General features: G+C 52.8%; 20 protein-coding genes and 1 pseudogene. 7 read left to right on the top strand and 14 right to left on the bottom strand.

Annotation, left to right across the window (positions count from 1 at the left end; translation table 11 throughout):
• Nucleotides 1–166: 166 nt before the first annotated feature.
• The 3 genes from glnA to GJ1_RS14105 all read right to left on the bottom strand — a co-directional run bounded on the left by glnA (nucleotide 167) and on the right by GJ1_RS14105 (nucleotide 2,949).
• The gene (glnA, locus tag GJ1_RS14115; protein ID WP_066233677.1) at nucleotides 167–1,525 is read right to left on the bottom strand and encodes a type I glutamate--ammonia ligase; all 1,359 of its coding nucleotides are present in this window, start codon (nucleotides 1,523–1,525) and stop codon (nucleotides 167–169) included.
• A 213-nt stretch (nucleotides 1,526–1,738) separates the two neighbouring features.
• On the bottom strand, nucleotides 1,739–2,128 hold the full coding sequence (locus tag GJ1_RS14110; RefSeq protein WP_066233674.1) for a gamma-glutamylcyclotransferase family protein: 390 nt from the start codon (nucleotides 2,126–2,128) through the stop codon (nucleotides 1,739–1,741).
• Between the two features lie 257 nt (nucleotides 2,129–2,385).
• Nucleotides 2,386–2,949, bottom strand: a complete 564-nt coding sequence (locus tag GJ1_RS14105) for a thioredoxin family protein (protein ID WP_021322406.1) — start codon at nucleotides 2,947–2,949, stop codon at nucleotides 2,386–2,388.
• 138 nt (nucleotides 2,950–3,087) lie between these two features.
• On the opposite strand from GJ1_RS14105, the gene GJ1_RS14100 reads away from it, so the two are divergent.
• The 3 genes from GJ1_RS14100 (at nucleotide 3,088) to GJ1_RS14090 (ending at nucleotide 5,992) form a co-directional block, all read left to right on the top strand.
• Complete coding sequence (locus GJ1_RS14100; protein ID WP_066233671.1) at nucleotides 3,088–4,074, top strand: coiled-coil domain-containing protein; 987 nt, start codon at nucleotides 3,088–3,090, stop codon at nucleotides 4,072–4,074.
• Nucleotides 4,075–4,334: 260 nt separating this feature from the next.
• Nucleotides 4,335–5,339: an LLM class flavin-dependent oxidoreductase gene (locus GJ1_RS14095; protein ID WP_013523714.1), complete on the top strand. Its 1,005-nt coding sequence runs from the start codon at nucleotides 4,335–4,337 to the stop codon at nucleotides 5,337–5,339.
• A gap of 5 nt (nucleotides 5,340–5,344) precedes the next feature.
• Nucleotides 5,345–5,992, top strand: coding sequence for an MOSC domain-containing protein (locus tag GJ1_RS14090; protein WP_042379447.1), 648 nt, complete (start codon nucleotides 5,345–5,347; stop codon nucleotides 5,990–5,992).
• A gap of 159 nt (nucleotides 5,993–6,151) precedes the next feature.
• On the opposite strand, the gene GJ1_RS14085 is transcribed toward GJ1_RS14090, so the two are convergent.
• From GJ1_RS14085 to GJ1_RS14050, 8 genes and pseudogenes are all read right to left on the bottom strand, one after another.
• Nucleotides 6,152–7,957 (bottom strand): ABC transporter ATP-binding protein, encoded by a 1,806-nt coding sequence (locus GJ1_RS14085; RefSeq protein ID WP_066233668.1) that lies wholly within the window; start codon nucleotides 7,955–7,957, stop codon nucleotides 6,152–6,154.
• Complete coding sequence (locus GJ1_RS14080) at nucleotides 7,941–9,677, bottom strand: ABC transporter ATP-binding protein (RefSeq protein WP_066233665.1); 1,737 nt, start codon at nucleotides 9,675–9,677, stop codon at nucleotides 7,941–7,943. Before GJ1_RS14080 ends, GJ1_RS14085 begins: the two co-directional genes overlap by 17 nt.
• Nucleotides 9,678–10,083: 406 nt before the next feature.
• Complete coding sequence (locus GJ1_RS14075; RefSeq protein WP_011231124.1) at nucleotides 10,084–10,509, bottom strand: STAS domain-containing protein; 426 nt, start codon at nucleotides 10,507–10,509, stop codon at nucleotides 10,084–10,086.
• Nucleotides 10,510–10,602: 93 nt separating this feature from the next.
• On the bottom strand, nucleotides 10,603–11,028 hold the full coding sequence (locus tag GJ1_RS14070; protein ID WP_014195747.1) for an ATP-binding protein: 426 nt from the start codon (nucleotides 11,026–11,028) through the stop codon (nucleotides 10,603–10,605).
• Nucleotides 11,029–11,040: 12 nt separating this feature from the next.
• Complete coding sequence (locus GJ1_RS14065; RefSeq protein ID WP_014195746.1) at nucleotides 11,041–12,486, bottom strand: SpoIIE family protein phosphatase; 1,446 nt, start codon at nucleotides 12,484–12,486, stop codon at nucleotides 11,041–11,043.
• Nucleotides 12,487–12,714: 228 nt separating this feature from the next.
• A complete protein-coding gene (locus tag GJ1_RS14060; protein ID WP_066233680.1) occupies nucleotides 12,715–13,818 on the bottom strand; it encodes a GerAB/ArcD/ProY family transporter in 1,104 nt (367 codons plus the stop codon).
• A 57-nt stretch (nucleotides 13,819–13,875) separates the two neighbouring features.
• Nucleotides 13,876–15,084: a Ger(x)C family spore germination protein gene (locus GJ1_RS14055; protein WP_011231120.1), complete on the bottom strand. Its 1,209-nt coding sequence runs from the start codon at nucleotides 15,082–15,084 to the stop codon at nucleotides 13,876–13,878.
• Nucleotides 15,081–16,701: pseudogene (locus GJ1_RS14050) on the bottom strand (spore germination protein). The gene GJ1_RS14055 and the pseudogene GJ1_RS14050 overlap by 4 nt, the downstream one beginning before the upstream one ends.
• 129 nt (nucleotides 16,702–16,830) lie before the next feature.
• Here GJ1_RS14050 and GJ1_RS18425 point away from each other — a divergent pair.
• Entirely contained in the window at nucleotides 16,831–17,058 is a 228-nt protein-coding gene (locus GJ1_RS18425) for a YczF family membrane protein (RefSeq protein ID WP_041467851.1), read from the top strand.
• Nucleotides 17,059–17,102: 44 nt separating this feature from the next.
• On the opposite strand, the gene GJ1_RS14040 is transcribed toward GJ1_RS18425, so the two are convergent.
• Genes GJ1_RS14040 through GJ1_RS14030 form a run of 3 tightly spaced genes read right to left on the bottom strand, consistent with a single transcriptional unit; the run spans nucleotide 17,103 to nucleotide 20,056 of the window.
• Nucleotides 17,103–18,809, bottom strand: coding sequence for an ABC transporter permease (locus tag GJ1_RS14040; protein ID WP_015374760.1), 1,707 nt, complete (start codon nucleotides 18,807–18,809; stop codon nucleotides 17,103–17,105).
• Nucleotides 18,784–19,683: an ABC transporter ATP-binding protein gene (locus GJ1_RS14035; protein WP_066233662.1), complete on the bottom strand. Its 900-nt coding sequence runs from the start codon at nucleotides 19,681–19,683 to the stop codon at nucleotides 18,784–18,786. The genes GJ1_RS14040 and GJ1_RS14035 overlap by 26 nt, the downstream gene beginning before the upstream one ends.
• A complete protein-coding gene (locus tag GJ1_RS14030) occupies nucleotides 19,649–20,056 on the bottom strand; it encodes a GntR family transcriptional regulator (RefSeq protein ID WP_066233659.1) in 408 nt (135 codons plus the stop codon). The genes GJ1_RS14035 and GJ1_RS14030 overlap by 35 nt, the downstream gene beginning before the upstream one ends.
• Nucleotides 20,057–20,267: 211 nt before the next feature.
• On the opposite strand from GJ1_RS14030, the gene GJ1_RS14025 reads away from it, so the two are divergent.
• From GJ1_RS14025 to GJ1_RS14015, 3 genes are all read left to right on the top strand, one after another.
• Nucleotides 20,268–21,356 carry a GerAB/ArcD/ProY family transporter gene (locus GJ1_RS14025; protein WP_066233656.1) on the top strand — a complete coding sequence of 363 codons (1,089 nt, stop codon included), beginning with the start codon at nucleotides 20,268–20,270 and terminating at the stop codon, nucleotides 21,354–21,356.
• Nucleotides 21,357–21,358: 2 nt separating this feature from the next.
• Complete coding sequence (locus GJ1_RS14020) at nucleotides 21,359–22,888, top strand: spore germination protein (protein ID WP_015374757.1); 1,530 nt, start codon at nucleotides 21,359–21,361, stop codon at nucleotides 22,886–22,888.
• A partial coding sequence (locus tag GJ1_RS14015) for a Ger(x)C family spore germination protein (protein WP_015374756.1) occupies nucleotides 22,885–24,034 on the top strand: 1,150 nt, incomplete at its 3' end. The genes GJ1_RS14020 and GJ1_RS14015, both read left to right, overlap by 4 nt.

Raw genomic sequence — 24,034 nt, 5'->3', positions numbered from 1 at the left:
CTTTAAAAAATAAAAAAATACAATCATTTTTAGTCCACGCTCGCAAGATGACGTCGCAAACAGCAGCAACTCGGCGGCCAAGAAACGAAAAGCGCCGCGCGGCCGCCATAAAGAAACAAGACGCCCCGAATATGGAACAGGGCGCCTCTTTGATGCCTGCTTTTGATTAGAATTTCCCTTGATACCGCTCGACTTCCCAAGCATGAACCGCCGTGCGGTAGCTGTTCCATTCGTCTTTTTTCATCGCCACGTATTCGTTGAATACGTGCTCACCAAGCGTCGCGCGGCCGATTTCCCCGCTTTCCAACGCAGCGATGGCCTCACCCAAGTTTTCCGGCAAGTTGTCAATGCCAAGTTCGGCGCGACGTTCGTCCGACATATGGAAGATGTCCTCGTCAATCGGAGCAGGAGCGGTTAAGCCTTTTTCAACGCCGTCCAAACCAGCCGCCGCGATGATGGCATACGCTAAGTACGGGTTAGCCGACGGGTCCGGGCAACGGAGCTCGACGCGCGTCGCGACACCGCGTTTGGCCGGAATGCGGATGAGCGCCGAACGGTTCGAAGCGGACCAGGCGATGTAGCAAGGCGCCTCATACCCTGGCACAAGCCGTTTGTATGAGTTGACAAGCGGGTTGGTGACCGCAGCAAAGTGTTTCACGTTTTTCAGCAAGCCCGCGATGAATTGATACGCTGTTTCTGACAACTGGTTCGCATCGTTCGGATCAAAGAACGCATTTTCCCCATCTTTGAAAAGGGAAATGTTGACATGCATCCCGGAACCGTTGATGCCAAACACCGGTTTTGGCATAAACGTCGCATGGAGGCCGAACTTGCTGGCGATCGTTTTGACGACCCATTTGTATGTTGTCGCATTATCGGCCGCGCCAAGCGCATCAGCGTATTTGAAGTTGATCTCATGTTGTCCTTCCGCCACCTCATGGTGCGACGCCTCGATCGTAAAGCCCATCGCCTTTAATGCGCGGTAAATTTCGAGGCGGACGCGCTCGCCTAAATCTTTCGGAGATGGTTCGAAATAGCCGCCGTTATCGTGGAGCTCAAGCGTCGGATTGCCATTTTCATCGGCTTTGAACAGGAAAAACTCCAGCTCCGGACCGACCGAGATCGTGTATCCCTTTTCCGCCGCTCGCTCAATCGTTTTTTTCAGCACGTTGCGCGGGTCGCCCTCAAACAGCGTGCCGTCCGGGTTCGTCACCGAGCAGAGGAAGCGCGCTTCCGCATAGCCTTCCTCGACCGTCCACGGCAGCACCGCAAACGTATTTAAATCAGGAAGAAGATACAAATCGGAACGGTTGATCGGCGAGAATCCTTTAATGGACGAGCCGTCAAACATGATTTTCCCATCAACGACGTCATCGAGCTGTTCGGCCGTCACTGTCACGTGCTTTAAAATCCCTTCAATGTCGACAAACTGCAAGTGAAGAAGCTCAACATTTTTTTCCTTGATCTTCTCTTTGATTTGTTCCAACAATGCCGTTTGTGCAGAGGAAACGAACGCTTTTGACATGTTACATTACCTCACATTCGTACGTTTATTTTTCTAACATGCTTTTATTATAGAAAAAGAGAACCCGTTTGGCAACCCTTTTTTATCAATTTTTCTGTATTTTTATAACGAATTTTTTGTAAACGGTTTCAAAAGGACGAATATTTATGCAAAGAAAAAGCCCGCCAAGGAGGCGTTCGTCTCCTCGGCCGGCTTTGCCATCCGCTATTGATGTTACGTTTTCTCCTTGCGCCGGCGCCATGAACCGGACGGAATGACCGGCAGGCCGGCGGCTTTTTCCGGCAAGTACACGTAGACGTACCCTTCGATCGGTTGGCGGACGTCGCGAACCCATACCCGTTCATATTCGTTATCGTCCTGACCTTCGGTATAGTCTTCGAGCTCATCCATCGCTTTGAGCCCTTCCTCCGTCACCGTCAGCCATTCCCCTTCCACTTCTCCTTCTTCACCGAGCACAAGCGCAGGGTACGGGCCAACGCTGTACAAACGACCGTTCACCTTCCCTGGGCATACGGCGCAAACATAGGGAGCTACGACATCATGGTTGTCCTCGCCAGTCAGCAACGTGCCATACACAAACACTCGATATCGTCTTTCCGCCATCTCGCTTTTCTCCTTTTGTTTACATAACATTTATTATGAAAACTCGAAGAAAAAACAAAAACAATGGAAGCCCTGCCTCTCATCCATCCTTGCCGCTCCGTGGCGGCGCCAGTGTGAATTTGTCAAGCGGACAGCGGACAACGAAAAAGCCGCGCCAGCTCCATGAGCGGCAACGGCACGGCTTGCGATGATCCCGCGGCAAACGAATGACGCTTTCTTCATCATATCCGTTCGACAACGAGAAGTCAAGCAACAGTTTACGCGGATGGCTTCCATTTAATGCTGCAGCCGATGCTCGGCTTTTGCTTTTCCGGCACCGGACGGCCCTCCAACAAAGCATCCAGCGCGGCGCGGATCGATTCCCCGGTCACCGGAATGCCGTTGTTCGGCCGCGAATCATCAAGCTGGCCGCGGTAAACGCATTTCAGCTCACGGTCGAAAATATAAAAATCCGGGGTGCAGGCGGCGTCGTACGCCTTCGCCACTTCTTGCGTTTCGTCATACAAGTATGGGAACGGGTAGCCAAGCTCTTTAGCCACTTTTTTCATGTTTTCGGGCGAATCTTCCGGATATTGTTCAGCATCGTTGGAGTTGATGGCGACAAACGACACCCCTTTGGGCATATAATCGTTTGCTAGGCGAACAAGCTCGTGCTGTACATGCTTTACAAACGGGCAATGATTGCAAATGAACATAATGACAGTCGCTGCGTCCGATTTCACATCCTCAAGACGAACGACGTTGCCATCGATGACATTCGTGAGGGCAAACGGGGGCGCTTGTTTGCCAAGCGGAAACATATTCGATTCGACAGCTGGCATACCTAACACCCTTTCTTCCATTTTTTCTCTTTCTATTATACCAAAAGAGAGCGGAACGCCACAAATAAACCGCCCAAACCGACCGAGCGGCAGCGGCATATGATGCCACATAGACGAACGGAAAGGAGGCTTTTCCCATTGATTTACATGAACAAACAGATGACCCCGCGCGTGTACGGTGCAACTCCGCCTCCCTCCTCGCATTCGGTGTTTTATTACCGACGCGCCAAAACGGAACAAATGATTGAAGAGCAAACCCAGCTGCTTGAACAATTGACCGAGGCGTTCCTTCGCCTCAAGCTGGCGGTGGAGGAAGGACGAAAGCAGCAAGCCGATGATCGTGAGAAAATCGCCGATGCCTTGACTCGGCTTGAGCGTTCGCTTGCCGCCGGGCAAACGGAACAAGCCGAGCATAGCGGGCGTCTCGTCAAGGCGCTGGACGGCCTCAAGGGGATGGTGGCGGCAAGCCAAACCGAGCAAACGGAACTGTATCGCGAACTAACTGAAACCGTTTCGCGCTTCATTGATGCCTCTAATGCCGGGCAAAACCTGCAGGCGGAGCAAAGCAAGCAATGGGCGGCAGCGTTCGACCGGCTTGAGCAATTGCTCGCTGCCGGACAACGAGAACAAGCGGAGCTCGCCGAAACGCTGGCCCGCCTTGAACGATCGATCAACGCTCACGAGCAGATGGAGCACGAACAGCGGCGCGCATGGGAGGAGCAGTTTACAAAAGAAGAAACAGCGCGCCAAGCGGTCATCGAAGCGTTGATGGTGCAAAGTGAAGCGATGCACCGGCTTGAGCGGCAATCGACTGAGCGGGAACAAACAACCGAAAGAATGGCCGCCCGCCTGGAAGGACAAGACAAACTGTACCAAAAATTAGTGGAACAGCTCGAGTTGCAGCACGTCTTTCACCAGACCGTCATCGAGCGGCTTGAAGCGCAAGAGGCGGCGCAATACAAAGTGACCCGCCAGCTCGACAGCTTAAAAGAAGCGCTGTATGAACGATGCTCCTTTATCGTTGACAGCGTCAAACAACTGTTTTCCTCGTTCTTTTCCGGGAGGGGGCGCAGCCAAAAAATCGACCGCCAAGCCGCTGAACCAAAAAACCCGATCCGCTTGTAGAATGTCATCCTCTTTCGGCGTCTGCCGCCATCCGCCGGCTGAAACGGCGGACTGTTTTTTTGGCTGGCTGCCGTCGGATGGCAAAAGCAAATCAATGGACAACAAGAAACGAAACATCCCATAATAAGAACTAACCATTTTTATCATCTCGCGCCGAGAAGACCCCCACTTCTACGCGTTAGCGTAGGTGGGAGAGCGTTCAACCGCAAGGAAAAGAAAGCCTTGATACATCAACATTTCGAGAGGGAGGAGAAATGATCATGCCGCTAAAGCTCAGCGTTCTTGATCAATCGCCCATCGCCGAAGGCATGACCGCGGAAGAAGCGCTTGAAAACACGGTCCGGCTCGCCCAGTTTGTCGAAGAGCTCGGCTACAAGCGTTTTTGGGTGTCCGAACATCACGACGCGAACAGCCTCGCCGGCTCGTCTCCAGAAGTGCTGCTTGGACACATCGGGGCGAAAACGTCGCGCATTCGCATCGGCTCAGGCGGAGTGATGCTGCCGCACTACAGCGCCTATAAAGTGGCAGAAAATTTTCGCGTGTTGGCGGGTCTAGCCCCCGGCCGCGTCGATCTCGGCATCGGCCGCGCGCCTGGCGGCATGCCGCGGGCGACGATGGCGCTCCAAGACGGCCGGCCGCGTTCAGCGGACCGCTATCGGGAGCAAATCGATGACTTGCTTGGGTATTTGCACGATGCGCTTCCGCCCGTCCACCCGCTTTATGGCGTCAAGGCGACGCCGATTGTGCAATCGCCTCCAGACGTTTGGCTGCTCGGATCCAGTTCGGAAACAGCGAAGCTGGCGGCGGAAAAAGGGCTGCCGTACGCCTTCGCGCAATTTATTAACGGCGAAGGCGGCCAAGAGTACATGCAACTGTATCGCGACCGGTTTACCCCATCGCCGCATTTGGACGAGCCGCGTACACTCGTGGCTGTATTTGCGATTTGCGCCGAAACGGATGAAAAAGCGGAATGGATCGCGGGAAGCCTTGACTTGACGCTCCTCATGATCGAACAAGGGATGGCCGTCAACGGCACGCCGAGTCCGGAAAAAGCAGCCGCCTACCCATACAGCCCGTATGAACGCAAACGGATCGCAGACAATCGGAAGCGGATGATCGTCGGCAGTCCGGCGCGCGTCAAAGACGAGCTGTATCGGCTGAGCGAAAAGTATGAAACAGAGGAAATCATGCTCGTGACGATTACATACGACTTCGAGGATAAACTCGCGAGTTTCCGGCTCATCGCCGACGCTGTATGGGGGTGAATGCGATGCAGATTCTCTCCATTAATGTCGGGAAGCCGAAAACGCTCCACATCGGCGGCCAGCGGATCACAACCGGCATTGACAAAACGCCGGTCGCTCATCCCGTTGCAGTCGGCAAACAAAACTTGGCTGGAGATGGACAAGCCGACCTCGTCCATCACGGAGGAGAAGATAAAGCGATTTGCGCCTATCCGTCCGAGCATTTCGTCTATTGGGAAGAGCGATACGGCCGCCCGTTTACGGCGGGGGCGTTTGGAGAAAACTGGACGCTTCTCGGTTTGACGGAAGACGATGTGTGTCTTGGCGACATTTATGCTGCCGGCACGGCGCTCGTACAAGTGTCACAGCCGCGCCAGCCGTGCTCCAAATTGGCGTTCAAACATCAGCTGCCCGATTTGCCGAAAGCCGTCTGCCAGACAGGAAAAAGCGGGTTTTACTTTCGCGTTCTCAAAGAGGGCGTCGTCGCTCCAGGCGCGCCGCTCGTTCTCGTCGAGCGGGGCGCGGGGGCGCTATCCATCGCGTATATCAATCACATTTACTATCATGAGCGGGACAATGCCGCTGCCATGAAGCAAATCGCCAGCCATCCAGCCTTATCCGCAAGCTGGCGCGAAGCGTTTCAAAAGCGCCTCTCCGAGCGAACGCGTCCTTAAGCCTATGCTGGCAAGACACGCCCGACACAAGCCGGCGTTTCACATAGCGATAGAAAGGCGCCCTGATCGTCGACCCTCGCGACACATGGCTTTGTTCAACGATCGGGGCGCTCGTTTTCGGTTCAGCGGGAGAGCGGCGTCGCCGGGCAGGCGCATTCCTCATCGGGCCGCATGCACACTGCGTTTCCAATAGCGGCAATACAACTGGAAATAAAATCCTTTTGCAGCCAACAGCTCTTCATGCGTCCCTTGCTCGATCACTTTGCCGTCGTTGAGCACAAGGATGCGGTCGGCATGTTGAATCGTGTTCAACCGATGGGCGATGACCAAGCACGTCCGGCCGTTCATGAGCCGCGCGAGCGCGTCTTGAATGCGCACTTCGGTCACCGTATCGATGTTGCTCGTCGCTTCGTCCAAAATCAAAATGGCCGGGTCGGCGATCATCGCCTGAGCGATGGCCAACAGCTGCCGCTGCCCTTGGCTGATTCCGCCGCCTCCTGGGGCCAAAACGGTGTCATAGCCGTCCGGCAGCTTCATAATAAAGGAGTGGGCGTTCGCCTGGCGCGCCGCCTCCTCGACTTCTTCATCGGTCGCCTCAAGCCGGCCGTAACGAATGTTGTCGCGGATCGTTCCGGCGAACAAAAACGTATCTTGAAGCACAAATGCCATATGCCGGCGCAAACTCGCCCGCTTGATCGTCCGGCTGTCGCGCCCGTCGATCAAAATCACTCCTCGATCTGGATCGTAAAAGCGGGTCAACAGCTGCAATACGGTCGTTTTGCCGGCTCCAGTTGGGCCGACAAGCGCAACCGTCTCTCCTGGGGCGATGGAAAAGGTGACGCCGTCGAGCGCCGGGCGCTGTTTGTCGTAAGAAAAGACGACTTGACGAAACTCAATGCGTCCATCAAGCCGGTCCAAGGCCGCCGCTTCCCGCTCGTCTTCCTCTTCTTTCGGCAAATCCAAAATTTCCAACACCCGTTCAGCGCCAGCCAACGCCGACAGCAACGTGTTCCATTGGTTGGCCAAATCGTTGAGCGGTCGGGTAAACTGGCGGGCGTATTCGACAAACACGACGATCGTCCCGACCGATATCGCTCCTTTGGCCGCCAGCCATCCGCCGACGCCAGCGATGAGGGCGAAGCTTACGTTGTTTAAAAAGTTCATCAGCTTCGGGATGAAGCCGGAATACGTTTGCGCCCAAAACCCGGCTTGTTTCAGCTCGGCGTTTTTGCGCGCCAATTCAGACTCCATCCGCTCTTCTTGGGAAAACAGCTTCACGACTTTCTGTCCGGAAATGACCTCTTCGATAAAGCCGTTCATCTCACCGAGCGCCCGTTGCTGCTCACGGAAACGCACCCGCGTCCGGTTTGTGATCCAGCGCATGCCCACATACATCAGCGGCACGACAACAAGCGTTACGATCGTCAACACAACGCTCTGTGAAAGCATGACCACGATAGCGCCCATCAAAGTCAACGTGCTCGAGACGACCTGAACAACAGTACTGTTAAATGTCTGGCTCATATTGTCGATGTCGTTTGTAATCCGGCTCATCAGCTCCCCTTGCTGGCGGCGGTCAAAAAACGAAATCGGCAGCTCATGAAAATGGCGAAACAACCGCTCTCTGATCGCATGCACCGTCCGCTGGCCGACATCGATCATCCAATAGTTTTGCAAAAACGTCGCCGCGCCAAGGGCCATATAAATGGCAAGAAGCAAAACGAGCGTCGCTAAAAAACCGTCCGTCCTCCGCTCGACGATGTACACATCGACCGTCCAGCCGATGACGTACGGACCGGCGAGCGCCAGCGCTGAGCTGACGACAACCATGGCCATAGCCGCAAACAGCTTTCGCTTTTGCGGAGCGATAAATGCCCAGAGCCGCCGCAAGGTGCCGACGCTGTTTTTTGCCCGCTGCGGACTTGCTCCCAAACGCGCTACGTGAGGACTATGCCGTAGTGACATCAATCGATCCCTTCTTTCCTTCCTGCGTGGCGACGATGCGTCGATACAGTTCGCTTGCCGCCAGCAGTTGTTCATGGCTTCCTTGCGCGATCAGGCGGCCGTCTTCCAAAAGCAAAATCGTATCCGCCGCCATCGCTGTGCTCACCTTTTGCGTCACTATCACCGTCGTGCACGCATACCGCCGCAACGCTGCGAGCAGCTTTGCTTCCGTCTCTGCATCGAGCGCGCTTGTGCTGTCATCCAAAAGCAAAATGCGCGGTTGCCCAACCAAGGCGCGGGCGATCGACAGCCGCTGCTTTTGCCCGCCTGATAAATTGACGCCCTTTTGACCGATCAGTGCGTCGTATCCATCCGGAAACCGAGTGATTGTTTCATGAATTTGCGCATCACGAGCCGCCTGCACAATCTCTTCCATCGTCGCTGTCATCTTGCCGAAGCGAAGGTTGTCGGCGACCGTTCCGGAAAATAGCAGCACTTCCTGCGGAACAAAACGAACATACATTCGCAGTTGTTCGACAGAAAACTCGCGCACGTCGATGCCGTCGATCAACACTCGCCCGGCGCCTGGTTCATACAGCCGGGGGATGAGCTGAAGAAGCGTCGATTTGCCGGAACCAGTCGCCCCTAAAATAGCCGCCGTTTCTTGCGCGTGGATGACAAACGATACGTCAGAAAGCGCGTAAAGTTCGCTGTCTGGATAGCGGAACGAAACGTGCTCAAAGCGAATTTCCCCGCGCCGGACGATCGGTTCATCGGCTCTGTGCTCCCCGCTTCGCTCTTCCGGCACCTCAAGCAGTTCAGCGAGGCGGGCGGCCGAGGCGCGCGCCCGCGAGAACGCCATGGTAATAAACGTAAACATCGACAACGCCGCCGTCGCCCGCGTCGCGTAGTTGACGACGGCGACGACTTGCCCGGCGCTCGCCGTCCCGGACTCAACATCCAGGCGGCCGAAAAACAGCAGAGCGAGAATGGCCGTGTTCATCAAAACCAACAACACCGGGGTGATCGTCTCGATGAGGCGCAGCACGCCCATCGTCCGCTCCATGAGCGCATTGTTCGCCGCCGCAAATCGCTCCTCTTCATATTCTTTTCTCATCCATGCTTTGATGAGGCGCATGCCGGCCAAATTTTCACGCATCACGCCATTCACGCGATCGAGCGCCCGTTGGACGGCGGAAAAGGACGCCGCTGCCCTTTGCACAACCCACAATAAAAAAGCGGCGGAAAGCGGAACCGCGACCGCTAAAACCAACGCCAGACGAGCATGGACGACAAACGCCATCGCGACGCCAAAGACGACCAGAAGCGGTGCACGCAAGGCGATGCGCAAACTCATAAACAACATGTTTTGCACTTGGGTCACATCGTTCGTCATCCGGGTGATGAGCGAGGCCGGCGCCAACTGCTCGATGCGCGCAAGCGAAAACGATTGGATTTTGGCAAACAGCGCCGTCCGCAGCGCAAATCCGTACTCCTGACCGACGTAGGCAGCAGCAAATGAGTTGGCGATGCCCGAGGCAAACGCCAACAGCGACGCCCCGAGCATCACGGCTCCCCACGTGAAAATGGCCGCAACATCCTGTTTCATGACACCATCGTCGATGATTTTCCCCATCAACAGCGGCTGCCAAAGCTCGATGATGAGCTCGGTCAACATAAACAACCAAGCCAACGCCATCCACTTCCAGTATGGCCGCAAATAGATAAGCACCCGCCCCATGTCTGCGCCACTCTCCTCTCCATTCCGATCGCGGGGCCCAGCCGCCGTTCATCGTTGTGTATAATTTTATTCTAAACCCGAAATATTTATTTGACAATGAGAATGCATTTGCAGAAGCAGGGATGCTCCCGGCCAAGAGGAACAAAACCCCCGAACGAATGTCTCATCGCTCGGGGGCCATCGGCGGCAATAGGGGAACAACTGGTCTGTTCAGTCGTTTCGATCGAGATGCCTGACTGGCGGGTGACTGAACAACACCGCTTCCAGACCCATGCATGGGTCTGTGAAGCAGGGGGTTATTCAGTCTTCCATCACACCTTGCCTTCAGCAGTCGGAAAAATAGACGACACGCTTTTGGGCCAGCGAAATGTGAAACCTTCCAGTTGATTCGGCATGAGAGCCATGTCTATGACGAACGCTGACGCCATGCCGAATAAAGCGCCTCCTGGCTAATATGGTCGAAAGAGCTTGGCGGTGCAAGGGACAACAGCTGTTGTTCATCGCCAACGATCGGCAACAGCCGGTCGAGCTTGGCCATCAGCAAAATCTTTTCTATAGCGGCGTTATCCCGGACGACGATGGCCATGACGCGGCTTTCGCTGACGATTTGCTTAAAAAAGCGGACAAGGAGCGCTAATCCAGTACTGTCCAAAAATCGAAGGCCGCTCACGTCGACAACGACAAGGCGGCGCTTGACAGCAGCCACCGCCGTCGCCAGCTTTTGTTCCGCCGCGAGCTGCGTATCATAGGCGAGCCGTCCAGTTAGCTTGATGCATTCGTATGCGCGTTCTACAACCATTTCCAATTCAAACGACAACCGATGCTGTTTCATTGTATCCCCCTATCGTTGACCAGCCATGCCTTGCCCTCGGCCACCACCCGCATTCGTTCCGATCACATGGGTGCATCATTGCACCAAAGCCAGTTATGTTGCATTCCGACTCATTTTCATGACAAGCATCCGACGGCCGCCCTTTTGCTCAACCCACATAACGTCATCCATAATTTCTCGGATGAATAGCAACCCTCGTCCCGATTCGGCGAGCAATACATCAGAGAGCGTCATTTGATCAAGCTGCTCGATCACTTCCGCCGGAACGCCGCCGCCCTCGTCTTCAACCGCCACGGCCACATCAGCGCTTGTGACGAAAAAGGAGAGCGAAATCGTCCCCGCCTCCATCCCCGCCCGTTGAACAGCTTTAACGGCATTGACGACCGCTTCATGCACCGCCAACACAAACAATTCCGCATCACGGACAGCAAACAACGAAGCAGCCTGCTCCGCAAGGAGATGGCAAACCAAAACCGCTTCCTCGTCCGCCCGGCAGCGCACGATCCATTCACACACCACCAAGCGTCCCGCCTATCCATGAACCGTGATGGACAATAAGCAAATGTCGTCCGAAGGGCTGACAAGCGGCGGACCTTGGCTGATTAAACGTTCGAGGAAGCGTTTATCCGGCAAATGGCGGCACATTTGCGTACATAAGCGAATTTTTTCAATGCTTTGCAAAATCGACGGATCGATCTCCTCTAAAATGCCGTCTGTATACAAAAGGAGGCGGGCCCGCTTGTCGTAATGAATCACCTCTTTTTCAAACGGCAAGGAAAACGGGCTGCCGATCGCCAAACCGCCTTTGTCCAACTCACGGACGCTTCCGTCGTCCAAAACGAGCAGCCCAGCCGGATGGCCGGCGTTGGTATATTCAATTTTCCGCTCTTTCGTGTCAATCACTAAATAAATCATGGAAAATAGGTGGCGGATGTTGTTGGCCTCATCAGGAAACAACGTTTGCACATGCTTCTCCAGCTCGCTCGCCACCGAGACCGGGTCAATGACGCGCACGATCAACCCGCGCAAAAGCGAGCGGAGCAACATGCTCACCAAGGCCGACGAAATGCCGTGGCCCATCACGTCGATGACGATCACCCCGTAGCGGTACAGGTCGATTTGATAGCAAGCGTAAATATCGCCTGACAAATCATCGGATGGAATATAGACGGCATCCATCGTCACCGCCTCGTTTTGAATGAGCGGCGTCAGCAAATTTTGCTGAATTTTTTTGGCCAGCTCGACTTGGCGCCGCCGCTCAGCCTCTTTTTGCTTTTGCTTCGTCTCGTCTTCGACAAGGACGATATATCCGTCCGCCTGAAGCACGGGAATGACCGTATAGGCGACATTGGCGGACGTGCCGTCCCGGCGCTGCACCATCCCTTCGCCGCATCGCTGCTCTTTGGGAGGAAACGGAAGCCATGTTTGGCTGCCGCAACGAAAGAGCGACCATATCGGGCGGCCGACCGCCTCTTCTTTTCGGCGCCCAAACAGCCGCTCTGCACTAAGCCCCCAATCTTGCACGGTTCCGTCCGCCGCCACCGGAACAACAGCGAACGGGGCGGAATCGTAAATGACCTCAAGCAACTCAGACGGCGTCGGTCGATCAGCCGGAGGCATAGCGGTTTGTTCAACAAAATGCCAAACGAGCCATTCTCCCTCGCTGCCTGACAACCGATAGACGTTCATCCAGCTCATGTATGCTTTCCCACTTTTCGCCACATGGCGCGCTTCTCCTTGCCAACATCCGTCCTTTTTTACCGCCTCGGCGATGCCATCTAACAACGCGGCCGACCATTCGGCTGAAAACAGAACGCCGACCGGCCGCCCGACTAATTCGTTTTTGGCAAATCCGAGCCATCTTGGCGTCGGTTCGCTGACCGCAACAATCGAAAGTTGACGGTCGGTAATCACCATGCCGCTGCCCAACTGTTCCGCGTCTAGCTGATCGATCGCCTGTACATTCGCCTTCACCATCGTTCAACCCTTTTTCGTTATAATCAAAATCAATAGCCTTCAGCTGACACCGGCTTCCCGAAACAAAAACGCGCATCGGCGCCGGGTTGTTTCCACCCCGCCTTCGGGTTGCATGTTCAGCACCACTTTTCGCCCCATTGTTCCTCGTAGGAACAGGTTATTGTTGTATTCGTGTTTTTTTGCGGTTTTTCCTGCTTGCTGCCGCATAAATCTTCTAGTCCGTTTTTCTTATTTTGCCGATGACCCAAACCGCCGGCGAATCGCCGCAATCACAAGCAAGAGCACCGGAATGATGATTTGCAGCGGGATGTGCAAGTAAAAGGTGACGATCTTCAACCCCTCGTAAATGTGCTCTGCGTAGTTGCTGGCGATGGCGACAGACAAAAGCAGCACAAGCAATCCAAGCGGGTAAACGATCCGCTGGTGTCTTGATATGCCAAACAGGTGGGCCGCTCCGACGAGCCCGGCATAAAAAAAGATCGAGATTTTAAAAAAGCCGCCGATAATGAGCGCGATCATGAAAAAAACATCAAGCCGCTCGAAAAAATGGGCGACTTGCACGCGGCGGATCGTATCAAGCAGCGGAAACGCCGAGCGAGACGCAGCATCCGGGCCGAGAACAGCCATATTGATCGCGGCAATGACCGCCAAGTTCACCCCGGTGAACACCATGCCAGCGATGGCGGCCCGGTTCACTTTCGCGGGGTTGTTCGTATACGGAAACAACATCGTAAACACGATCATCTCACCAAACGGCACATACAACGTTTCCGTGAACACCGTTTTCCACACTCGGTTCCACCCTTCCTCCAGCACCGGCTGCAGCTGAGACAGATCGACGATCCCGGAAACCAATACGAGCACAAACCCCGACAGCGCCAACACATAAAGCAGGGTCAAAAACAGTTCGCCGGTGCGCGCCAGCACTTCCAATCCTTTATAGGCGCCGTACATGACAACCAGCGCCATAATGGCGTTTAAGACAAACAACGGCGTTTCCGGGTAGGCAAACGTCAACAACAACTCGCCGAAGTCGCGCAACACGCGAGCGGCAATGTAAAGAAAATACGTCACATATACGATTCCTAACAATTTGCCAAGAGGCGCCCCAACAATGCGCTGCATATAGACGATCAATGGCTGATCAGGATAATAGCGAAACAAACGCCCATAAACAGAGAATACAAGCAGCCCGAGCGCCAGTCCAAGCAAAATGGCGATCCACACGTCCTGTTTGGCGCTCGTGCCGAGCGGAATGACGATGGCGCTGCCGTGTTCGAACAATACGATTAAAACGAACATTTGGCGTGCATTGATTTTTATGCGTTCCAACTGAATTTCACCGCCTTTATCTGTTTGCGCGCTTCCCATCTCCCCTATCACAACGATTTATCCTCTCGGCGTATACGGTTTATTGCGCAATCCTGTGCGGCGAATATACATATCAGCGGTTACGGTGACGTCAAGCTCAGGAAAATAACGATCATGCCACTTACTTTCAATTTTTTTCCACAGGCGTGGGTCAGTGCGATGAACGGCCTCGCCAAATCCGAAAACATCCGTTTTGTCGCGTTGGGCTGTTTCGATCGCTTCTTCCACTTCTTGCTTTAAATTTTTCTTGATTTCTTTCTCTAGCTGGAACAGCATGCTGGCATCACTTAAATCAATGGGTACGCGAGTTTCAATCACGTCCCCTTCGGCCTGAATATGAACGGAAATCACCGGCCGACCGTCTTTTACCTTCGCCTTGACATCCGTTTTTGCTCGCACAACCTGGTAATTGATTGCTTCTTTCTTTCCTTTCCATGAAACGGTCAGATTAGTTTGTCGAATACAATCAAGCAACCAAAGCACACCCCTTGATGACGGTCCATCCACCCAATCAACGAGACGGTCGTTTTTAAATAATGCGAGTCCTTCCAATTTAATGCGGGCATCCGGCACGGACGACTGAACGTTTTCTTGCCGTTTTCCGCGCTTCAGATCTCCTTCGACTGTCACCCCAGTGATCACCAAATTGCGGCCTGCAGTCGCCAAGCAATGAATCGCTCCCCAAATATCAACATGAACCGTTTCTCCCCAATTTTTGCTGGAAAATTCAATAGTTTTAATAATTTGGTTGGCGGAAATTTTATCGATCGGCGTCAACACCGTCAACACGTCTTTCGCCAAATAGGTGCGGGCGATGACCAAGTGCGCTGTCGGCCGGAGCTGGTTGCCTCGTTCCATGGCATCAAGCACCCCACTCAGCCCTTCACGTGCCACTTCTTCACCGACAACAATCAAATTCGTATGGGCGTAATAAGGGAGACGTGACAGTTTTTCCGATGCTTTTCGACTCGCTTCAACCAACGTATCCCCTGTTGATGTATAAATAGACACCGGCACGCCCGCCGCTCCGCCGCCGCGCTGCGTCGCGCCGGCGACGTTGCCTGGGTTGACCACTTGAAATGTAACTAAGTATTTTCCATCTTCCGTTTTATCCAAGCCAATAGCAACGATAAACGCCAAATCAGTCAGTTCTTTTTGGCTCCAGCAGCCGGACAACAGCCCTGCGCAGATGGCAAGGGAAACAATGACAGTGATGGCTCGCCTCATGATCCGCCCCCCTTTTCTTGACGCGATGGCGCCGGCGGCTCTGGTTTTTGATCGCCCGACTGGCGGACGATGTTTTTCTGATTGATGAGACGCGGCCGCTCGCGGAACATCCATGTAGGCAGACGAAACAGCGTATCGCCCATGTTAGTCGGAATGAACGGGGCAAGCGGCGACATGTACGGCACGCCGAACGAACGCAAGCTGCACAAATGAATCGTCATCACCAAAATCCCCATCATAATGCCATAAAAACCGAACATGGCGGCCAAAAACATCAACCCAAAGCGGATGAGCCGCGCGGAGATGGCAATGGCAAACGACGGCGTCGCAAAGCTGGCGATGGCAGTAATCGACACGACAATGACCATCGCCGACGACACAAATCCTGCTTCCACCGCCGCCTGGCCGATGACCAAAGCGCCCACGATCGACACGGCTTGACCGACGGCGCGCGGCAGGCGGACGCCGGCTTCGCGCAAAATTTCAAACGTCACTTCCATGACGAGCGCTTCGACGAATCCCGGAAACGGCACCGCCTCGCGCTGAGCGGCGATGGCGATGACGAGCTGGGTCGGGATCATTTCTTGATGGAACGTTGTCGCTGCAATATAAATGGCTGGAGCGACAAGAGAAATAAAAAAAAATCAGGACGCGCAAAAAGCGCAACGCAGTCGAAATATCAAAACGGGCGTAATAGTCTTCGACCGCCTGAAAAAATTGAATGAACAACGCAGGCGCAACGAGAACGAACGGAGTTCCTTCGACAAAAACAGCCACCCGCCCTTCCAATAAATTAGCAGCAACAATATCCGGCCGTTCCGTATGATATGTCGTCGGAAAGGTGGTAAACGTTTGATCTTCAATCAACTGTTCAATATAGCCCGATTCAAGCACGCCGTCGATGTCAATGCGGCGCAGGCGCGCCCTCACTTCCTTGACAATCTCGTCATTGGCGATGCCTTTGATGTACATAATGGCGACATCAGTTTGCGTCACCGTGCCGATTTGCATCGTCTCCAGCCAAAGATTCGGATTTCTAATGCGACGGCGGATCATCGCTGTGTTCGTGCGCAACGACTCCGTAAATCCCTCGCGCGGCCCGCGGACGGCGATTTGCGTTTGCGGCTCTTCGATCGAACGATATTCCCCGCCTTTCGTACTCGCGCTGATGGCAAACGGCACCCCGTCGATGAGCATGACCGTCGCTCCGGAAAACAGCTCAAAAAAGAGCTTCCTCCAGTCAGAAATATGTTTCACACCGCCGACCGCGGCGAGCTTTTTCTCGATCCATTGAAACCGCTCTTTTTCCTCAAGCGCCAGCGGAAACGACGCTTGAAGCAGCGGCGTCAGCACAAACTCGTACACGTTTTTCTCATCAACAAGCCCGTCGACAAAAATGATAGCCGCCTTGATTTGCCATTCCTGGCCCAACGCAAAACGGCGAATGACAACATCGTTGCTCTCTCCGGTCTTTTGGCGAATGATGTCAATATTGACGGCCAGTTCAGCAGAAAGCGGCTCTTGCGGGACATCCGACGCCTCGCCGCTATGGTCCGGTCCTTCTTGCTTGACGTCCATTCGCTTTTTCTGCCGGCTCATCCCCCATTGAAACAGCATGCCCCTCTCCTCCTCGCTCCGCATCATTTTATCATCCATTATAGACAAGCGGCCAAAAACGTATACGACAGCGTATCGTTTCCTTCTTGCTAGCAAACACTAACCTCAAAAAGCGGCAGGTGTCTGGCGTTGAAAATCATTTTTGTCTCTCTCACCTTTCTCTTGCTTCTGATCACTACCGCCGTCGGAATGGACAGGCTGATGGGACTGACGTTATACCAATCGCTCCATAACGTCATCAATCCGTTTCGCGTCATGGAGACGCCTGAGCTGTTCATCTTATTTCTGTTCCTTCTTTTGTGGGTGCTCGATTTGTTGACCGTATGGCTTTGGCGGCGGAAAAAAACGGCTTCTTGACAAAAAATGAAACGGGCAGGAATCTTCCCCTGCCCGTTTGCCTGTCATTTTTCGATTTTCTCCCACATGTGCCGCTCTTCTAGCCATTGACGCACATGGAGGTTGTATTCATCGAGTGGGAGGCTGAATGAATCGCCGTCGCTTTGCAGCAATTCAATATTCCCCTGCCATGCGCGCCCCCCGCCGATGATGTCCTCCACCGGCTCATTCCATAAATCTTGTTTGAGCGCCTGGACAAACGACTCGATCTCCTTCGGCTCGGCAAGCACAACCTCTGCCCGCCCAGTTTCCACATTTCGGATCGTCACCTGACGGATCGGTGAATAGCCCCCTGGGCGAAGCAGCAAATAATATTGCTGCTTATATTCTTTTGAACCCATGATGCGCTGAAAATACGGCATGTACGGTTCAATCGGCACTACGTAGCGGCGGAGGAGGCGCGTGCCGTCTTTCAGCACATAGCCGATCACAACTGTCCGGATGTTGGCAAACCGAGGCGGCGACGGCTGATCGTGCACAAGCTGCTCATGGAACGCCCTTACAGCTTTGATGTTGTCTTGGCTGCGCAAAAACTGATCAACTTCTTGAAATGAGCGGCCTATCATTTCAGGATGTTCAAAATTCATGGTCGATTGGCCGAAATATACTTGTTTGATGTCCGCCAGCGCCGGCACGCGCTGTTCGTAACCGAGGGGATCCAAATGAACAAGCAGGCAGATGACCCCCATCGCTCCCGCAAACGCGATATATCCTTTCCAACGGTGAAAGACGCGCCACGTTTTCGCAATCACCATCTGGGCAATGGCATACCCGATCAAGGAAAAGCTGATATAGCCGAATACCGTCCAGCTCCACTTGCTTTCCACGTTTCCGAAATAGAAACCGCCAACAAGCCAAGAACAAAATGCCACTCCATACACAAACAGCGGGCGAAGCACTGAAAAGGCGAGCGCCTGCCCGGCCGCTTCCGTCGGCCGCCGCTCGTACAGCCAAATGGACAAACCGAAAAATAGAAGCGACAACAGCAACAACATCCCGATTTCTCCCGCACTCATCGCTTGATCCGTCAGCATCGCATAACGAATCGGCATCACCCACTGTTCCAGTTCGCTTGATAAATAGTACATATCCGGAAATCCGTATAATAATAGCGACAAGTTGCTAAACATAAGGACCATGATGCCGGCCGGAAAAACGAGAAAAATGTTTGTCAACACAATGTGAAGCACCGATTGGCCGACAAGCACCCCAATAACGATGCTAAAAGCAAAAATAACCGTTTCCATCACCAGCGTCTCACCGAACCAACGCCCTACATCCGCCGCCCCAATCGGCCACGGGAGATCGAGCCCATACAGGCATCCAATGGCGGCCAACGCTGTCACTGCAAGCGGCACAATCAAAAGCATCCAGCCAAATAGCACTTGCCCCACAAGCAGTTCGGTGCGGCGGATTGGCAAGCTATGGATGAAATCAGCCGACCGTTTCTCGTGCATGTAGCGAAGCACACCGGCCGCCGCCAAGATCGGGACAAGCCAAGCAATCAGCGTCTCAAACCCATTGGATATATAGTATACGTTCTTCCATTGCGGCACATTTCCGACTTTTGGATCATATTGCGAGTACGAAAGCCCAATCGGCAATACGATCGCCGCCAGCCATAACAGCAGATGAATGATGGCAATCCAGCCGATTTGGCGAACATTTTGCGTCCACATGGCGCGGTTAGCCGACAACCGTTTCGCGGACATCGACAACATCCCCCATTTCATACACAAAAATTTCTTCCAACGACAACGGCAAGACGTCAAGAATGAGCGGAGCAAACGAACTCACCGTCTCTTCGATGGATCGTTTCTCGCCGCGGACGACAAGAAGAACGATGCTGCCGCGCTCCTCGCGATGCACGATGTCAAGGCGTTCGGCCAACTCGCTCGGAAATCCGCCGCGAAACGCGACTTGAATTTTATGCATCCCGGCGCGCAGCTCGTTTAAATCGCGCTCCATCCGTACGGTCCCTTGCGCCATCAATCCGACGATGTCGCATAAATCTTCGAGCTCGCGCAAATTGTGCGACGAAATGACGACCGTCATCTCCCGTTCGGCCACTTCTTCTATGAGCAGCTGCTTCACATGACGGCGGACGAATGCATCGAGCCCATCAAGCGGCTCATCCATAATGAGCACATCAGGCTGGACGGAAAAGGCGAGCCAAAACGCCGCTTGGCGCTGCATGCCTTTGGAAAACTGCTGAATTTTTTGATCAACATCAAGCGAAAAAGCGGACCGCAATTCTGTAAACCGCCCGCGGCTGAACGACGGGTACAGTTGCTCGTAAAAATCCGCCATTTGCCGAATCGTCGCGTGCGGAAAAAAGTAGACAAAGTCCGGCAAAAACAAAAGGCGTTGCTTCACCCGGACATTTTCCCACACATCCTCCCCGTCCACTGTAATCGTTCCGCGATCTTGGCGGAGAATGCCGGCCATCATCTTTAGCAGCGTCGTTTTCCCGGCGCCGTTCGGGCCGAGCAGCCCGTAAATCGCTCCTTTTGGCACCATCATGTTCGCGCCCTTGACGGCGGCAAATCGATCAAACGTTTTTGTCACGTCCACGAGTTGAATCATCGTTTTCCCCCTCTTTCTCCCCTTCTATGATCCATCGCCATAACTGCTCGTCTGTCACCCCTAAAAACCGTGCTTCCTTGACAAGGCGGACAAACTGCTCACGGACCGCAGCGATCGCCTCGATGTTTGGTTCTTTCGAGCGCGGCGCAACGAAACTGCCTTTCCCTGGAATCGAATAAATCCAGCCATCGCGCTCAAGTTCGCGATACGCTTTTTGAATCGTGTTCGGGTTGACCATCAATTGTTTTGCCATCATCCGGACCGACGGCAGCTGATCGTGCGGCTGCCATAGTTCGCGAACGATCATTTCTTTCATTTTGTCAATCAGCTGCTCGTAAATCGGTTGGCGGCTTCGCCAATCGAACTCAAACATCTCCCCTCCTCCTCTCATTGTCACAACCGTACTACATCTAATAGTACACACAAAACAGAAGAAAGGCAATAGTTTTTTCCAAAATGCTGTCTCGTTGTTATTGTGTCCAATAGTCTAATACAGTTGCACGACCACCTTTATAACGAATAAACGTCCATCGCTTGGAAATACTGTTAATGGAGATCAAATTCACAGCAGAAAGGGACTGGCGATGAACGGGCAGCCGCTGAATGTTCTACAGTTGTTATGCATGGTCATGCTGTCAACCGGGTTGATGAATCACGTCCTTGTGATCCCGATCTTGCTCGAAGCATCGCACCGGGATGCATGGATTGCTGCGGTTGGCGCTTTGCTCGCTCTTCCGCTTTGGCTGCCGTTTCTGTATTTTGCCATTAAACAAACAAGCAGGCAACGCCTGTTTGATTGGCTTCAAACCCAATACTCGCGCGCCGCTGCCTATCTATTCGCCTTCAGCAGCAGCATCTTTTTGTTAGTTCATAGCTTCGTGACATTAAACGATACGGTCACGTTTACGACAACATCGTATTTGACAGCGACGCCGAGATGGGCGCTTATCATCGTCATCGCCGCTCTTTGTTTTTATAACGCGTATCGCGGCATTCACTCGATCGCCAATACCGCACTTGTTATTTTGACTTTCGTCACACTGTTTGGTTTTTTCGTCATGTTCTCAACGATGCCGCATAAAGACTACTCATTATTAAAACCAATGTTCGAACACGGATGGAAGCCTATTTTTCAGGGAATCATGTACGCAGGGGCAGGTTACGCAGAGGTCATTATACTTTTATTCCTTTCTCACCATCTGCCGAAAACATTTTCCATGAAGGCGCTCATCATGATTGCCATCTTGACCGGCAGCTTAAGCATCGGGCCGACGATCGGCGCAATTACGGAGTTTGGCCCCGAACAGGCGACGCGCCTTCGCTATCCGGCTTTTGAACAATGGCGGATGGTCAATCTAGGCACGTATATCGAACATGTCGATTTTTTATCCGTCTACCAGTGGCTGTCCGGTGCTTTTATTCGCATTTCCTTATTTACAGCTCTGCTTGTCGAGCTGTTCCCAGTGCAACACGAACAAACACGCCGCTGGATGCTCATTTCCATTTATACGATAATCATATTGGCGTCGCTCGTTCAGATCAGCGATGAACAATTTTTTCATTTCGTAAAATATTGGGTGTTGCCATCATCGCTCATCTTTTCTCTCGCTCTTTCTGTTTTGATTAGCGTGCTCGGGATGATTACTTATTTCAAAAAGAAGAGGGGGATGTGATAATGCCGTTGCCGATGCGAGCTGCCGAAAACAACGGATTGGCCGATGATTGCACCGTTTTAGAAACGGTGATCATTTCCGAAGAAGCATTGCGCACGATGTATGGAAAATGCCATGACGTCACAATCAAAGAAGCGGTGGTCCCATCGATCACGCCTGATAGGGTCGCCGTCCGTCTTTTATTCATCTACTGTGAAGGACTGTGCGATACACCGATGTTGCAAAAAGCCGTTTATCCGATGCTTCGCGACATGGGGGAACGATGCTCATTCCTATCAATTGACGAAATCGAGATGCATAAGCCGGCAACACTTGAATATATCGGGAAAGAAGTACGAATCGATGACTTGAATTTTCGCCTGTTCAGCGGCGAATTGCTGATTTATTTCCAAGAGGCAGACGCCTTGTATACAATGGCGCTGGCCAATCTACCGAAACGTGATCCAGACGAACCAAACACAGAAGTATCGATCCGCGGACCAAAGGATGGATTCGTTGAGGAAATCGGCAAAAATGTAGCACTCATTCGCAAGCGGATCCGTTCGCACCGCCTTGTTTACGAACCATTCATTATTGGAACGCGCAGCCAAACGCAAATTGGATTGCTCTATATCGATGATATGGTCAACTTAGACATGATTGACGAAGTGCGGAGGCGCCTATTGAATTTATGTGTAGACTCGGTCACAAGCGCAAATCAAATTGAACATTGGATTTCCGACCATCGTTTCACTCTTTTCCCTTTGTTTGGATATACGGGCCGGCCGGACTTTGCAGCTAGTTCGCTGCTCAATGGACGCTTTCTCTTGTTGATCGATGGAGCGCCGACCGCTTTAATCGGGCCGGGCAATTTGACCTTTTTATTGAACACATCTGAAGACAACCATACATTTTTCCTATTTGTTATTTTTCAGCGCCTTATTCGGCTGTTCAGCATATCGGTATCTATTTTTCTCCCCGGAGCATGGACAGCATTGACGTCGTTCCATCCAGACCAGCTGCCGTTCACCTTGCTGGCAACGCTTGTCCTATCCCGGCATGGAGTGCCGCTTCCTGTACCATTAGAAATGTTTATTATGCTCATTTTATTTGAAGTGTTTAAAGAAGCGGGTATGCGTTTACCCATTGCTGTCGGACAGACGCTGTCGGTCGTCGGCGGTTTGATTATTGGCCAAGCAGCGATCAACGCTGGACTGACCGCGTCGGCGACACTAGTCATAAGCGCCATCTCCGTTATTTCTTCCTTTACATTGGTCAATCAAAATTTATTGAACATGGTCTCCATACTTCGATTGTTTATTTTAATGTTTTCATCTCTTCTCGGGTTGTTCGGATTTATATTATCGCTCTTTTTCATTTTAACGTATGTTGTGAATTTGCGGACGTTCGGCGTTCCTTATGTAGCTCCATTAGCTCCTGCGTCGAACGATATCGGAAAGACGCTGGTCACAAGTGCATGGAGATTATTTCGCACACGCGCCCGCATTTTGCATCCAAACGATGCGACACCAAGAAAGGAAGATGATAAATGATCAAGCGGCTTTTTGCCCTACTTTTCGCCGTCGTATTGCTTAGCGGCTGCTGGGGGGTGCGCAATATTGACCATCTTCTTTACATTCATTCAATTGGCATTGATTACAAAGATGGGAAAATGGTGCTGTACGTTCAACTCATTAACTTCAGCGGGCTCGCCAAAGTGGAAGCTGGCGGAACAAGAGAACAAGCGACCGTTTCAGTCGGCAAGGCGACGGGTGAAACGTTCGATCTCGCCGCCCATAACTTATATCGATCGATTCAACAAATGGTTTCTTGGGGGCATGTCAAAAGCCTTGTCTTTACGAAACGGGCGCTGCGGCCTGACGTCATTCGCAATGTCATCGATTTATTGAACCGTTATAACGAGATTCGCCATACGATTTGGGTATACGCAACAGACACATCGCTAGAAAAGTTGTTCCAGTCAACTCCATTGTTGCTTGCCTCTTCCTATTATTCATTTTTATCCAACCCAGAAGAGCTGTTCCGGCAAAGCTCATTTATTCGGCCCATTCGGCTGAACCGTTTTATCGCCCATATCGATGAGCCGGCCATGACCACTCGCCTTCCTTATTTGTCATTGGCAAAAAAAGAGTGGACGGAAGATAAAAAGAATAAACCGATGTTAGTTCTTAAAGGAGCCTGTTTTTTGCACAATTACAAGTTGCAAGGCTGCGCCCGCATATCCGAAGTCAAAGGGATTCGCTGGGTGGAACAAGACATCCGCCGCACTCCCCTCGCGCTTAAGAAAAAGGGAAAAACGGCGGCGACTCTCATTATTCGGGAACCGCATGCCGAATGGGCTATGAAGCGGGAAGGAGGAGCTGATCGTATCCAGTTGCGCGTTCGTGCTGTGGGAACCATCATCGAACAAAACGAACCGCTATCGTGGCCGCAACTTGTCCGTTTGTCTAAAGAAGCAATCGAGCAGGAAATCCGCGGCACGTATCAGTGGGGAGCGGCGCGCGGCATTGACACATTGAACATTTCGGATGTGTTGTATCGAAACAACCTTTCTGAATGGCGGCGGTTATCGGTAAACGGAACCGTTCCGCTCGATGACGGTATTCTCCCCTCCATCTCCGTCGACCTTGCGATCAGCGCTGGAGGCAAGGAAAAAATCAATTACCGCGCCGGCGATG

The sequence above is a fragment of the Geobacillus jurassicus NBRC 107829 genome (assembly GCF_001544315.1).
GTDB lineage: Bacteria > Bacillota > Bacilli > Bacillales > Anoxybacillaceae > Geobacillus > Geobacillus jurassicus.
This window is presented reverse-complemented; position numbering and strand designations above follow the sequence as displayed.